Source organism: Saccharopolyspora soli (genome assembly GCF_022678645.1).
In the GTDB taxonomy this organism is placed as follows: Bacteria; Actinomycetota; Actinomycetes; order Mycobacteriales; family Pseudonocardiaceae; genus Saccharopolyspora; species Saccharopolyspora soli.
Window position 1 is genome coordinate 38,523 of sequence record NZ_JALBWV010000051.1, and the last position, 12,522, is coordinate 51,044.

Genomic DNA, 12,522 nt, shown 5'->3' on the forward strand with positions numbered 1-12,522 from the left:
AGGTCATGCATGAGTGCCAGCCTGCGAACCAACGCAAATCCGGTCCCGCTCGCCGAAGTGGTGCGGGGCGAGCTGGTGGAATCGGTGCATTTCGGTTCGGCGATCGCCGTCGACCCCGACGGCGCTGTGTTGTTCGAGGTCGGGGCCAGCCGTACGCCGATGTTCCCGCGTTCGTCGATGAAACCCCTGCAGAGCGTGGGCATGCTCGGCGCCGGGCTCGAACTGGACGGGGAGCTGCTCGCCCTCGCGTGCGCTTCGCACGGCGGTGAGCAGTTCCACCTCGAAGGGGTTCGCCGCGTGCTCGGCCGGGCTGGCCTCGCCGAAGCGGATCTGCAGAACACTCCTGGGTTGCCCCTGGACGACGACGCCCGAGCCGCCTACGGCGCGGTGCCGAGTTCACTCGCGGGCGACTGCTCCGGCAAGCACGCCGCGATGCTCGCCACCTGCGTCGCCAACGACTGGCCGACGGTCACCTACCGGATGCCGGACCACCCTTTGCAGCGGCAGATCGCGGCCACCGTCACCGAACTGGCCAGCGAACCGATCGCCACCACCTCCATCGACGGTTGCGGCGCCCCGCTGTTCGGCCTGAGCCTGCACGGCCTCGCCACCGCGTTCGCCAAGATCAGAACGGCGAAAACCACTGCGACGCAGCGGGTTTCGACGGCGATCAGCGAGCATCCGGAGTGGGTTGCGAGCACAACGCACCCGAACACCAGGCTGCTTCGGGCGCTACCGGGCAGCATCGGGAAGGGCGGCGCCGAAGGCGTCCTCGCCCTCGCGGTTCCGGACGGCCCCGCCATCGCGATCAAGATCGCCGACGGTTCGCACCGGCCCAATCCCGTGCTCGCCGTGGCACTGCTCCGCGCGCTCGGCATCACCAACGCCGAGCTCGACGAACTGGCCGAAGTACCGGTCCTCGGACACGGCAAACCCGTCGGCGTGATCCGAGCAGTCGAGCAATTGCTCCCCGCATCCCAGTAATCGCAAAGGACAGCTCATGCCCCGCCATGACGTCAACGGCAGCAACCCCGGCGTCCGCCAAGGGGGTGCGGCATGACCAAGACCTCGACCGAGGACAAGCCGAGTCGTGCCGTAGCGCTGGTGCTGGCGATGGTGCCAGCCGGTTCGCCGTTGCGCGGCGATGGAGGGTCTATTGTGGACTCCCCGCTGATGGACAACATCGCGGTGTTCCTGATGCTGTTCCTCATGGTCATCGGCACGGTCTCGTGCTGACGCAATGGGCACGCATCGGAAGCGCGTACGGGCTGAACATCAACGCTCAATCGCGGACACCCAGAGTCATCTTCTGCACCATGTCAGTGGCGGTCCGGGCGAATGCCTTGATCGCGCTGGTGTTGTCGCCGACCCGCCACACCAGGCCGTAGCCCACCGGGTCGGAGTCCGCGAGCGGCACGTAAGCCACTCCTGGCCGCGCGTAGTACGTGGCAGCGTGCGCCGCCGCTAGCAAGGCTCCCTTGCCGCCAGCGACGAGCATGAGCGCTTCCTGCATGTTGGTGATCGCGGGTCCGCGGCCGATCGGTCTGCCCCTGGGCGTGTGCGTCGGGACGTGGCGTTCCAACCGGTAGTTCGACAACTCCCCATCGATGGTCAGCAACCGTACGCTGGCCAGGTCCTCGACCGACACCGCATCGCGTTTCGACAACGGATGGCTGGAGGCAATCGCCAGGGTGCGTGTTTCCGTCAGCAGGGTCGGCCCCTCGCCGAGGTCTTCCTCGCGCACTGGCAATTCCGTCAATTGAACGTCGAACTCCCCCTTTCGGAGTTGCCCGTACGGGTTCGACAGCGGTACTTCGCAGATCTCCACGGCCAGCCCAGGGTGGGCAGCGCGCAACGCCTCGGCCGTCTTCAGCACGATCTCCCCGGCCAGCGGGTTGGCGAACCCGACGTGCAGCACCCCGTCAATGCCTCGTGCGCTCGCAGCGGCCCGCGCAAGGGCGGCTTCGATCGCGCGGTGGTGCGGTTCGAGGTCGCCGCGGAGCTGCCGACCGAGACTGGTGAGGGTGACGCGGCGGCTCGTGCGGACGAAGAGTTGGGCTCCGACGCGGCGTTCCAGACGCTGGATGAGCTGACTCACCCTGGCCCTCGACAACCGCATCCGTTCTGCTGTGCGGCCGAAGTGCAATTCCTCGGCGAGGATCAGAAAGCACTCCAACTCGTCGCGTTCCATCCGCATCCTCCCGACCGGTAAGCCTGGTTGAACGAACGTCGAGATCTTCGCCGTTGTTCCCCCGCACGCCTCGATCGATCGTGGTGGCACCAAGTTTCCCAACAACAGCAAGGAATTCAGATGCGTGCGCGTGACTGGGGAGTGCTGTTCGCCCTGTGCGGGGCGATCTTCCTGGAAGGTATCGACGTGGCCATGCTCAACGTGGCCCTTCCCGCCATCCGGGCCGATCTGGGCATGCCCACCGGCGAACTGCAATGGGTCATGAGCGCCTACGTCCTCGGCTACGGCGGTTTCATGCTGGTGGGCGGCAGGGCCGCCGACCTCCTCGGACAGCGTCAGATGTTCGTCTTCTGGCTCACCGTCTTCCTGCTCTTCTCCGGCCTGGGTGGGCTCGCGACCGAAGGCTGGATGCTGATCGTCGCCCGGTTCGTTACCGGCGTCGCCGCCGCCTTCATGACCCCTGCCGGGCTGTCCATCATCACCACGACCTTCGAAGAGGGTCCGCAGCGCAACAAGGCGCTGCTCATCTACTCCGGGACGGCAGCGGGTGGCTTCTCGATCGGCCTGGTCGTCGGCGGCTTGCTCACCTCCGTCGACTGGCGATGGGTCTTCTTCGCCCCGGTTGTGCTGTCCTTCCTCATCCTGGTCGCCGCGCTCGCACTAGTGCCCAAGTCGCCGCGACCCGAACGGACCGGTCAGCGCATCGACCTGGCCGGTGGCGCCACCATCACCGCCGCTATCGTGCTGCTCGTCCTCGGTGTCGAGCGCGCCACGCACACCAACATCGGCTGGACACTGGGCACGCTCGCCGCGGGGTTGGCCTTCCTTGCCGCCTTTATCGCCATCGAACGGCGATCCCCGATGCCACTCGTTCGGCTGGGCATCTTCCGCACCGGGTCGGTGGTGCGCGCCAACGTAACCGGGGTGCTCTTCGCCGCCGGGTTCTTCGGTTTCCAGTTCCTCGTGGTGCTGTACCTGCAGGAACTACGCGGCTGGTCGACGTTGCAGACCAGCTTCGCGATGATCGTCATCGGCATCGATGCCCTTCTCTCGCCCACCCTCACCCCCAAGCTGGTCGACCGATTCGGCAACGCAGGGGTGATCTTCGGCGGACTGCTGCTCGCCGCACTGTCATACGCGCTGTTCCTGCCCGTCGGCGCGGACTGGACGTACCCGATGATGTTCCCCAGCCTGATCATGCTCGGCCTCGCTTTTGCGCTGGTGTACGGCCCGCTCACCATCGTCGCCACCGACGGGATCGACGACGCCGACCAAGGCTTGGCCGGAGGTCTCCTCTACACGTCGTTCCAGTTCGGTGCCGCACTCGGCCTTTCCACCGTGACAGCTGTCAACATCGCTGCCACCGACTCTGGAACTCCGGCCGCGATGCTCGACGGCTACCACGCCGCCCTCGTCGTTCCGCTCACGGCGGCCCTGATCGCCACTCTCGTCAGCGCATTCGGGCTGCGACCCTGCAAGAGCCCGGCGATCACATCCGACGACACCAAGATCCCCGCCGCGCACTGACCGCAAAGGAGCCCGTCATGGCCACCAGAGTCAGCACCTTCTCGGCCCTTCAGGACACCTTCTTCAGCTACATCCGCGACATCAAGTACGCCACGATGATCACCGTCGACCGGCAGCACCGCCCGCGAGCCAGGGTGCTGCTCCCTGTCTGGGAGACCGTCAACGGACGACCGGTCGGCTGGCTCGCCGCCTACAAGACCCCCATCAAAACGGCTCACCTTTCCAACAATCCGCACACCACGTACTCGTACTGGAGCCCGCGCCAAAACGCCGTCTTCGTCGACAGCACCTCAACCTGGGCCGACGACGAAGAGTCCAAGCTCCATGCCTGGGACGTGTACCTCAAAGGCGGCCCGCCGGGCGTAGGTTACGACCCAATCCGCTACTGGCGCGGCGGGCCCGGCGACCCCGAATATGGCGTGATCCGCATCTCCCCTTGGCGAGTCCAACTCGTCCGGGGATCTGATCTGCACAGCACGATCTGGCGGCTCGACACAGCATCCGCCACGACCGACTGAACGAGGCTGTTCGGATCCTTCGCAGTTCAATCAGGGTGACCGCACTCGGTTGTGCCGAGCGCGGTCACGCCACGAACCGAATGCTGACGGGCTCATCGCGGTCCGGTTCCGCTTCGATGAACTCGCCCAGTTCGGCCCAGACACCACGCGATGGCTGCCCGCGCTCCGGGCCTCGATCGACCGCCACGCCATCACATTCAGCCTCGACGCAGGACACGGCTACATCCTGAACAACCGCCGATGGCTACACAGCCGACGCGCCTTCACCGGCCAACGCCGGATATACCGAGTCAACGCAGAACCAGTGCAGCATCTAGGAATTCCTGCCGGTTTCACGCCCGACGCGCACATGAACCAGTTCAGGACGAACCATGAACCCGCTCCACCTGGTCTTCTTCTTGACGTCTTTAGTTATCGCCCTGACCTCTGGCGTCATCAAGAGCGCCGCAGGTGCACCCTGGCAGGAAGCCGTGCTGTTCGCTGGCAGCGCTTTCCTCACAGCTCTTGGCGTGCTTGCAGCCCTCGTTGGGGCGTTCCGGACGCGGTAACAGAAGCACCGGCAAGGGTCGGGTACAACGCCTGACCCTCGCCTGACCAAAGATCATCTTCACCGTAGGACTCCACGTGATCGCCTATCGTGCCATGCTCGACGTGCCACGCGAACTCGCCCACTACGTCAGCCGACTGTTCCACACCGAACGCCGCCGACGTGGTATCCGCAAGAACAGCAGGGCCTTGACCTGCTTCCGCCAAGCGGTGCTGGGGTTGCGCTGGTTCCGCCAGGACGTCGACGTCACCGCGTTGGCCCGCGACGACGGGATCTCCCGCGCCACGGGATACCGCTACCTCGACGAGGTCTCGAGGTGCTCGCCGACCAGGCACCAGATCTCCACGACGCCCTCAAGCAGGCCAAGGCCGACGGACTGGCCTACGTGATCCTCGACGGGAAGATCTTCTCCGCTGACCGCTGCAGTGAGAAAACCATGAGTGTCCAAGGGAAGCAGATTGACCTGTGGTACTCCGGGAAAGCCCACGAGCACGGCGGCAACGTCCCTACGTGCCTGGGCGAACTACCGCATCGGTGGGTCGCGCGGTATCCGTTTGGCCAGATCGCGGGGTCTCCGGCACGCCGGCACGTACTGGACCTTGTCGATCTTTGTCGGTGTCTTACTCTCTTCGCATGACAGCGCCTCAAAATCCTTGGCAGCAGCAGCAGTTCCAGTCGGCGGCTTATCAGCAGTTGCCGCCACAGCAGCAGTTTGACCGACCGAACCCGCCCCGTACGGTGGTGTCCGCGACCTTGATCGGCATCGTGGTGCCGATCCTCTCGGCAGTGCTGACCGTTATCAGCTTCGTGCTAAACGCTCTGGAACTCATCAGATATACCGATGACTGGCTGGGCCCGGTCATGTTCATGGTGGCCAACACGTTGGGCACCCTCGCGCTTGCAGTGCTGTGGGTGATCTTCGCGTTACAGATGCGGGCTGGCCGGAACTGGTCTCGGACCACACTCGCGATCCTCGCCGTGGTCTGGCTGCTCTACAGCCTTTTCGGCATCACCGTAATGCTCACGCAGGGGCCCCTCACCACCCATGCGAGCGCGATCCTTACCATCCTCGATTCGTCGATGGCGGCGATCGCGATGCTGCTGTTTCTCATCCTGGTCTTCCTCAAACCCTCGAACCAGTACTTCAAAGCCACAAACAACCGATAACCTGCCACCCGAAAGTGCACCCCGACACCCATGAGGGCAACCTCCCGCACCGAGCAGGTTTCCGGGCGATGGTCTGCGTCGCTGTCATCCCCCGCACTAGGTTGGCAAGGAAGGTTAGCGTGGGCTTGGCGCACACCGAATTGACCGGCTGCAACCCGAGCACGTCGAGAAGCTGTACAGCAAACTGCTCGCTCGCGGTTTGGCATCGTCCACTGTGCACCACGTTCACCGAACACTACGAGTAGCGCTCAACGAAGCAGTCAAGCGCGAGCACATCACGAAGAACCCGGTCCTGGTGGCGAAAGCGCCGAAGCTCGTGGAGCCGGAGATGGAGCCGTTCGCCGTTGCCGAAGCACAGCGGGTCCTCGACGCGGCGCGAAAGCGACGCAATGGTGCACGGTTCGCCCTTGCCCTTTCACTGGGGCTGCGACAGGGCGAGGCTCTTGGCCTGAAATGGTCGGACCTGCGGATCACCTGGCATCACGGCTGCAAGGAATGCGGCAACGACGATGTGGCGGACTGCCCGGCGGCGTACCCAACAGCCGTCATGACGATTCAGCGCGCCTTGCAGCGGCAGACCTGGCAGCACGGGTGCGATGAGGGCAAGTCCTGCGGACGGAAACGCGGTGCGGATTGCCCGCAGCGGCACGGTGGCGGCCTGGTGATCGTGCCGCCGAAGTCCAGCGCCGGGAAGCTGCGTGAGACCAAAGTGCGCCCCTCCCGGCTACACGATGCTCGGCACACCGCAGCGACCATGCTGCTGGTGCTCAACGTCCCGCACCGCGCGATCATGGACATGATGGGCTGGTCGGAAACGTTCATGCTCAAGCGCTACGTCCACGTGCCCGACGAGATCAAGCGCGGCATCGCGGACCAGGTCGGCGGCCTGCTGTGGAAGGGCTGGGAGCGTCCGAGCGACGAGGACGACGACGGCCCGGCCGGGGCTCTCGTACCTGCCTGATCGGGCGCTCGACGACTCCGCGTGGAGCCACCTGTGGAGCCATGAATGAGACAGAAACTGAGCCGGAACGACACCAGGCGCTTTCCACATCGTGGAAAGCGCCTGGTGAGAGCGGAGCCGCCTGAGGGAATCGAACCCTCGACCTACGCATTACGAGTGCGTCGCTCTGGCCGACTGAGCTAAGGCGGCAGTGCTCGTTGAGTGTAGCTGGCACCTTTCTTTCCTTCGTTCGCGGCCCCTGGTCGTCTTCTCTTCCGGCTCCGTTGGCGGGCCACTTGGTCGTTACCTCCCTGGTTCCTGCTCGTTGGGCCTGGCGTGATCTTTGCCACTTCTGCTTTCGTGACCAGGAGGTGGTTGGGTGCGAGCCGTTCGCCGCTTCAGCGCGTGCACCGTTGTTTCGGTGACCGTCGTCGGGTTTTCCCTGCCCGCGGCTGTTGCTCAGAGCTCCCCTCCGACGACTCCTGTTCCCACGCCTGAACGGCCCGGTCAGCCGCCTCCTTCCGGGCCCGCCTCCACTCCTGGCCCGATCGTGGCCGATGCGGGCACCATGGTCGGGATCGTGCGCTTGCTGCCCGGCACCGTGCCGGGCGACTCGATCATCGACGACCCCGAGTTCACGGAGCGGTTGCCGAAGCAGTCGGTGGCCGAGGCCGGGATGGGGCGGGCCATCGCGCAGGCGAACTCCACCGCGTTCTTCGCGCCCGAACGCGCGGTCGCCGAAGCCTCCCCGGTCGGCGTGGCGGTGTTCGGCAAGGCGCCGCAGATGCCGATGGGGCTCGCGCAAACCGCGCTACCTGATCACGCCGAACCGACCAGCGGGAGCTTGCACCCGCCCGCGTCTCCGGCCGACCAGCTGGTCGAACTCAGCGGGCTGGACGGCAGCGTGCAGGCCCGCTGGGACGAGCAGGCAGGGCCGTGCGTGTCGCCGATCGCCGACGCGCGTTATTCGATGGGCAGTGCGTCCGTGGTGAACGCGCTGCCGGGTGGGACGCCTGCTGCTGGTGCGTTGTTGGACGTGCCGGATGTCGTCGATGCGCATTCCAACGTGCAGCTGGTTTCCGCCGCCGGGCAGGTCGGCAAGGCCGTTCAGGCGAGCTCGACGATGCAGGTGTCCAGCGTGCGGTTGTTCGCTGGTAGCGCGCAGGAGGTTCGGGTTGACGTGATCGGTGCGCCTCGGCTCGTCGCCACCGCCACCGGGGACCCTGCTACGTCCACTGTGGACTACCAGGTTCCGGTGTTCCGGGTGTCGCAGGGCGGGAAGGAGCTCGGGGTGCTCGACGCCGCGCACCCGGACCTGGACCTGCCGCTGCCTGGGGCTCTAGACGGTGGCGTGTTGCGGATGAGCGCCGGGGAGCTTCAGCAGAACGTCGTCGGGACCGAAATTCGCGCGGGGGCGAGGCTTTTCGACCTCCAGGTGCTTCGTGGCCACCCGGTGGGGGTTCCGACCTCGCTGGTGCGGATCACCTTCGGCGAGCAGATCGTCCGCGTCGGGGCGCCGGGCGGCGGTGTGGACTGCCGGGACTCGGGAGTCGCGGCTCCGGCGGCGACCGGCCCGGCCGTTTACCAGGCGCGGATCGAACCGCTGGCGTCGACCAGCAAGGCGAGCCCGTGATTCTGGAGCGGTACGGCGTTGCTGCTCCTGGGCGCGCTCACGCACCAAAAAGTACGTACTTGAGCAGGAAAAACCAACGTGCTCGAATGCTGGGCGTGATCGTCGAGTACATCCGCTACCGGGTACCCGAGCCCGGCGCTGCCGCTTTCGAGGACGCCTACCGACGGGCCGTGGTGCCGCTTTCAGCCGCGCCGCAATGCGTTGACTACGAGTTGACGAGGTGCGCGGACGAACCCGGCTGCTACGCCCTGCGGATCAGGTGGACCTCGGCCAACGATCACACCGCGGGCTTCCGGCGCAGCGCGGCGTTCGGCGCGTTCTTCGCCGAGATCGAGCCGTACGTCGGCAACATCGAGGAGATGCGGCACTACGAGCCGCTCGGGATCGACGGCTGCGGTTCGTCGGTGCCGACCCTCTACGAGTGGGCCGGTGGCGCGGCAGCGTTGGAGAAGCTGTTCACCACCTTCTACGAGCGTATGCGGCTCGACCCGGAGCTCGCGCCGGTGTTCGCGGAGATGTCGCCGGAACACGCGAAGCACGTGGCCACCTGGCTCGGTGAGGTCTTCGGCGGCCCTGCGCGGTACTCCGAACAGCGCGGCGGCCACGCGCACATGCTCGGAAAGCACGTCGGCAAGGCGATCACCGAGACCCAACGCCGCAGGTGGGTCGACCTGCTGCTCGACACCGCCGACGAAATCGGCCTCCCGGACGACCCGGAGTTCCGCTCGGCGTTCGTGGCCTACCTGGAGTTGGGCAGCCGGATGGCCCGGCTGCTGTCCCAGCCCGACGCCCGCCCGGACTTCGACGAGCCGATGCCCCGCTGGGGCTGGGGCGAGGTCCGGCCTTGGCAGCCCGCGTCGTAGGTCAGGAGGACGTGGGCGCCCAGAGGTCGGCAGCGGTCCCGTCGCGGACGTGCTCCTCGTAGGTGACGACCTTGTCGTGGATGACCGCAAGGCTGGCGCGGAGCTCGTCGATCTTGCCCTGCACGGCTCGTTCGTGCTCCCTCAGCAGCGCCAGGCGCTCCGGCTCGTTGCCCGGTCCGGAGCGCACCAACCGGGCGAACTCCTTGATCTTCGCGATGGGCATGCCCGACTCGCGGAACCGGTTGCACAGCAGCAGCCATTCCACGTCGGCGTGGTCGTAAACCCGCTGGCCCCCGCCGGAGCGCGGGATCGATCGCAGGAAGAGCCCTTCGCGCTCGAAGAACCGCAGCGCGTGCACGCTCATCCCGGTCGCCTCGGCGACCTTCCCGATGGACAGTCCGCGCACCACACCACAATACCTTGACCTAGAGTCCTCTCTAGCTCTTAGCGTCGTCACCGTGATGGCAGAACAACGCAGGATCGGCACCGGCTTCGGCGCCGAGAGCACCGCCGACGACGTCCTCACCGGTATCGACCTGTCCGGCTGGACCGCGCTGGTCACCGGTGGGTATTCGGGTCTCGGTCTGGAAACCACCCGGTCCCTGTCCCGCGCCGGAGCGCACGTCGTCGTGCCCGCCCGCCGACCGAGCACCGCATCAGCCGCGCTGCGCGACATCGGCCGGGCGGAAGTGCACGAACTCGACCTGGGCGATCAGCGGAGCGTCCGGGAATTCGCCGACCGGTTCAGGGAGACCCCCGGCGCGCTCGACATCGTCATCAACGGTGCCGGGATCATGGCCTGCCCGAAAACGCGGGTCGGTCCCGGTTGGGAAGCGCACTTCGCGACCAACCACCTGGGGCACTTCGCGCTCGTCAACCGCCTGCTTCCGACGTTGTCAGCGAGGGCACGAGTGGTTTCGGTGGCGTCGTCGGGGCACTTCCTCTCCGGAATCCGCTGGGACGACGTGCAGTTCCGCAGCGGCTACGACCGGTGGCTGGCCTACGCCCAGTCGAAGACCGCGAACGCCCTGTTCGCCCGGCACCTCGACGCGCTCGGCTTGCGCGCTTTCGCCGTGCATCCGGGGAGCATCCTCACACCGCTGCAACGGCACGTGCCACGCGAGGAATGGGACGGCCTGGGCTGGGTGACACCGGACGGCAAGCCCGCCGTCGGGTTCAAAACCCCGGCGCAGGGCGCGGCGACCGCGGTGTGGGCAGCGACCGCGCCAGTGCTGGACGAACACGGCGGGGCCTACTGCCAGGACTGCGACATCGCCGAACCCGCCGCGACCGACGACATGCTGATCGGCGGCGTCAAACCCTGGGCCACCGACCCCGCCGCCGCAGCCCGCCTCTGGGACCTCTCGGCCAGCCTCACCGGCGTGAACGCGTTCGCCTGATCCCTTCCTGCGGTCCGGACCGGTTGTCCACTGTGGAGTCAGCCGGTGTAGAGAGTGGCGAGCATGGCTTCCACCGCGATGATCGGTTTGACGTTCTGGGTCAGGGCCAAGCGGCATTCCAGCACCGCGTCCAGGCGGCGCAGCGCCGATTCCGACGTCCATTCGGTTGCCGCCTTGGACACCGCGCTCCCGAAGTCCGGGTGGTTCAGCGGCGCCTCCGAGCCCGCGCGGGTCACCAGCACGTCCCGGTAGAAGCCCGCGAGATCGACCAGCGCCAGGTCGAGCGCATCCCGTTGCGAACGGGTGGCGCGCGACTTCTGGCGCTTCTCCAGCTCTTTCAGTGCCGCGTTCGCGCCTCGGGTGGCCGCTGCCGTGCCCTTGCCGGTGCCGCCCGCACCCATCGCGGTCTTCAGCTCTTCCTTCTCAGCCTCGTTGCGGTCCTCGTTCGCCGTGACCGCTTCGGTCTCCGCCAGCTTCACCAGTCCGGTCGCCGCCGTGAACACGTCCGAAAACCGGCGCAGCCCCAGCGGAATGCGCAACACCGACTCACGCCGCTCCCGCGCCTCCTCGTCGGTCGCCAGCCGCCGCGCCCGGCCGATGTGACCGCCGCACACCGACGCCGCCCACTGGGCGAGCTCGGCGCCAACGCCGTCGCGCTCCTGCAACACCTCGGCGATCGCGCCGGACAGCGGAGTGCGCAGCTGCACCACGCGGCACCGGGAGCGGATCGTGACGGACACGTCCTCCGGGTGGTCCGATGGCGCGCACAGCAGGAACACGGTGCGCGGCGGCGGCTCCTCCACCGCCTTGAGCAGCGCGTTCGCCGCGCCTTCGGTGAGCCGGTCGGAATCCTCGATCAGCACCACGCGCCACTGGCCGGTGGTCGGCCGCCGCGCGGCGGCCTGCACGAGCGCGCGCATTTCCGCGACCGAGATCGACAGGCCCTCCGGCACCACCAACCGCACATCGGCGTGGGTACCGTGCAGCACCGTCCGGCACGCCGCGCACTGCCCGCAGCCCGGCGAATCGGTGTCCGTGCACTCCAGAGCCGCAGCGAAAGCCCGCGCCGCGATCGACCGGCCCGATCCCGGCGGCCCGGTGAACAGCCACGCGTGCGTCATCGCACCCGGCGGGACGGGCTCACCCGTCACCTGGAGACGAGCGGCCCGCACTGCCGCGAACAGCGTCCGCACCGCGTCGGGTTGCCCGACGACCTCCGCCCACACCCCGGTCCTCGGCTGCTCCGGAGCGTCGGTCTGCATCACGTCGCCTCCAGCGTCTTGCGGGACACCCGCACCCGGTCGGCGGAGAAGGCATCGCCACTCACGCCGCCTCCGGTCTTCGCGGACACCAAGACTGTACGGGGCGACACCGACCGGCCTGCGATCAACCGAAGTACAGCTCCAGCACCCGGCGCAGGATCGCGAACGCCACGGCCGCGCCGATGACCAACACGATCAGTAGCCCGATGATCGACCCGGCCGTCCGCCGCGGCCTCTCGTGCGGCGGTTCCAGGCGCGGCGTCTGGAGGCTCCGCTCCGCTGCCGAGACCCGACGGCGCTGCACCGGCCTGCGAACGTCCTCAGCTCTGCGCCGCGGCGGCAAGCGAGGCGGCACGGTCCGCTGCTGCGGGACCGAGAACGAACCGGACAGGGCGTCCCGTCGAACGGGCAAGGGCGACAACGGCTGCGTGCCGTCCAAGCCGTGCAAGGCATCTCGCATGTCCGCCTCCCGAG

The 12,522-nt window shown here is 67.2% G+C and carries 15 protein-coding genes and 1 tRNA gene; 10 read left to right on the forward strand and 6 right to left on the reverse strand.

The window, feature by feature from the left end; translation table 11 throughout:
* The first annotated feature begins 9 nt into the window (after nt 1–9).
* Together MOQ72_RS31365 and MOQ72_RS31370 are read left to right on the forward strand one after the other, a co-directional pair.
* Nucleotides 10–984, forward strand: coding sequence for an asparaginase (locus MOQ72_RS31365; RefSeq protein ID WP_242189368.1), 975 nt, complete (start codon nt 10–12; stop codon nt 982–984).
* A 72-nt stretch (nt 985–1,056) separates the two neighbouring features.
* A complete protein-coding gene (locus tag MOQ72_RS31370) occupies nt 1,057–1,236 on the forward strand; it encodes an AbgT family transporter (RefSeq protein ID WP_242189369.1) in 180 nt (59 codons plus the stop codon).
* A gap of 46 nt (nt 1,237–1,282) precedes the next feature.
* Here the strand turns inward: MOQ72_RS31370 and MOQ72_RS31375 are convergent, their stop codons facing one another.
* Nucleotides 1,283–2,191, reverse strand: a complete 909-nt coding sequence (locus MOQ72_RS31375) for a LysR family transcriptional regulator (protein ID WP_242189370.1) — start codon at nt 2,189–2,191, stop codon at nt 1,283–1,285.
* Nucleotides 2,192–2,311: 120 nt separating this feature from the next.
* On the opposite strand from MOQ72_RS31375, the gene MOQ72_RS31380 reads away from it, so the two are divergent.
* Both MOQ72_RS31380 and MOQ72_RS31385 read left to right on the forward strand, forming a co-directional pair.
* On the forward strand, nt 2,312–3,718 hold the full coding sequence (locus MOQ72_RS31380; protein WP_242189371.1) for an MFS transporter: 1,407 nt from the start codon (nt 2,312–2,314) through the stop codon (nt 3,716–3,718).
* 17 nt (nt 3,719–3,735) lie between these two features.
* Entirely contained in the window at nt 3,736–4,236 is a 501-nt protein-coding gene (locus MOQ72_RS31385) for a pyridoxamine 5'-phosphate oxidase family protein (RefSeq protein WP_242189372.1), read from the forward strand.
* A 64-nt stretch (nt 4,237–4,300) separates the two neighbouring features.
* Here the strand turns inward: MOQ72_RS31385 and MOQ72_RS44745 are convergent, their stop codons facing one another.
* On the reverse strand, nt 4,301–4,423 hold the full coding sequence (locus tag MOQ72_RS44745; protein ID WP_277954950.1) for a hypothetical protein: 123 nt from the start codon (nt 4,421–4,423) through the stop codon (nt 4,301–4,303).
* 437 nt (nt 4,424–4,860) lie between these two features.
* Here MOQ72_RS44745 and MOQ72_RS31390 point away from each other — a divergent pair, with 437 nt between their 5' ends.
* The 3 genes from MOQ72_RS31390 (at nt 4,861) to MOQ72_RS45340 (ending at nt 6,911) form a co-directional block, all read left to right on the forward strand.
* Nucleotides 4,861–5,172, forward strand: a complete 312-nt coding sequence (locus MOQ72_RS31390; protein WP_242189373.1) for a hypothetical protein — start codon at nt 4,861–4,863, stop codon at nt 5,170–5,172.
* A gap of 244 nt (nt 5,173–5,416) precedes the next feature.
* Complete coding sequence (locus MOQ72_RS31395; protein WP_242189374.1) at nt 5,417–5,950, forward strand: hypothetical protein; 534 nt, start codon at nt 5,417–5,419, stop codon at nt 5,948–5,950.
* 214 nt (nt 5,951–6,164) lie between these two features.
* Complete coding sequence (locus MOQ72_RS45340; RefSeq protein ID WP_242189375.1) at nt 6,165–6,911, forward strand: tyrosine-type recombinase/integrase; 747 nt, start codon at nt 6,165–6,167, stop codon at nt 6,909–6,911.
* 115 nt (nt 6,912–7,026) lie between these two features.
* Here the strand turns inward: MOQ72_RS45340 and MOQ72_RS31405 are convergent.
* Nucleotides 7,027–7,100 (reverse strand) — tRNA-Thr (locus MOQ72_RS31405).
* Between the two features lie 370 nt (nt 7,101–7,470).
* Between MOQ72_RS31405 and MOQ72_RS31410 the strand changes: the two genes are divergently transcribed.
* A complete protein-coding gene (locus MOQ72_RS31410; protein ID WP_242189376.1) occupies nt 7,471–8,523 on the forward strand; it encodes a hypothetical protein in 1,053 nt (350 codons plus the stop codon).
* A gap of 86 nt (nt 8,524–8,609) precedes the next feature.
* Nucleotides 8,610–9,386 (forward strand): group II truncated hemoglobin, encoded by a 777-nt coding sequence (locus MOQ72_RS31415; protein WP_242189377.1) that lies wholly within the window; start codon nt 8,610–8,612, stop codon nt 9,384–9,386.
* A 1-nt stretch (nt 9,387) separates the two neighbouring features.
* Here the strand turns inward: MOQ72_RS31415 and MOQ72_RS31420 are convergent, their stop codons facing one another.
* The gene (locus MOQ72_RS31420; RefSeq protein WP_242189378.1) at nt 9,388–9,792 is read right to left on the reverse strand and encodes a MerR family transcriptional regulator; all 405 of its coding nucleotides are present in this window, start codon (nt 9,790–9,792) and stop codon (nt 9,388–9,390) included.
* A 52-nt stretch (nt 9,793–9,844) separates the two neighbouring features.
* Between MOQ72_RS31420 and MOQ72_RS31425 the strand changes: the two genes are divergently transcribed.
* The gene (locus MOQ72_RS31425; RefSeq protein WP_242189379.1) at nt 9,845–10,786 is read left to right on the forward strand and encodes an oxidoreductase; all 942 of its coding nucleotides are present in this window, start codon (nt 9,845–9,847) and stop codon (nt 10,784–10,786) included.
* A 38-nt stretch (nt 10,787–10,824) separates the two neighbouring features.
* On the opposite strand, the gene MOQ72_RS31430 is transcribed toward MOQ72_RS31425, so the two are convergent.
* Together MOQ72_RS31430 and MOQ72_RS31435 are read right to left on the reverse strand one after the other, a co-directional pair.
* Nucleotides 10,825–12,048, reverse strand: coding sequence for a DNA polymerase III subunit delta' (locus MOQ72_RS31430; protein ID WP_242189380.1), 1,224 nt, complete (start codon nt 12,046–12,048; stop codon nt 10,825–10,827).
* A 124-nt stretch (nt 12,049–12,172) separates the two neighbouring features.
* Nucleotides 12,173–12,508, reverse strand: coding sequence for a hypothetical protein (locus tag MOQ72_RS31435; RefSeq protein WP_242189381.1), 336 nt, complete (start codon nt 12,506–12,508; stop codon nt 12,173–12,175).
* Nucleotides 12,509–12,522: the final 14 nt, after the last annotated feature.

What these genes read in the sequence shown, in the direction of transcription:
- MOQ72_RS31365 (WP_242189368.1), top strand. Translation starts at nt 10, where the DNA reads ATGAGTGCCAGCCTGCGAACCAACGCAAATCCGGTCCCGCTCGCCGAA.
- MOQ72_RS31370 (WP_242189369.1), top strand. Translation starts at nt 1,057, where the DNA reads ATGACCAAGACCTCGACCGAGGACAAGCCGAGTCGTGCCGTAGCGCTG.
- MOQ72_RS31375 (WP_242189370.1), bottom strand. Translation starts at nt 2,191, where the DNA reads ATGGAACGCGACGAGTTGGAGTGCTTTCTGATCCTCGCCGAGGAATTG.
- MOQ72_RS31380 (WP_242189371.1), top strand. Translation starts at nt 2,312, where the DNA reads ATGCGTGCGCGTGACTGGGGAGTGCTGTTCGCCCTGTGCGGGGCGATC.
- MOQ72_RS31385 (WP_242189372.1), top strand. Translation starts at nt 3,736, where the DNA reads ATGGCCACCAGAGTCAGCACCTTCTCGGCCCTTCAGGACACCTTCTTC.
- MOQ72_RS31395 (WP_242189374.1), top strand. Translation starts at nt 5,417, where the DNA reads ATGACAGCGCCTCAAAATCCTTGGCAGCAGCAGCAGTTCCAGTCGGCG.
- MOQ72_RS31415 (WP_242189377.1), top strand. Translation starts at nt 8,610, where the DNA reads ATGCTGGGCGTGATCGTCGAGTACATCCGCTACCGGGTACCCGAGCCC.
- MOQ72_RS31430 (WP_242189380.1), bottom strand. Translation starts at nt 12,048, where the DNA reads ATGCAGACCGACGCTCCGGAGCAGCCGAGGACCGGGGTGTGGGCGGAG.
- MOQ72_RS31435 (WP_242189381.1), bottom strand. Translation starts at nt 12,508, where the DNA reads ATGCGAGATGCCTTGCACGGCTTGGACGGCACGCAGCCGTTGTCGCCC.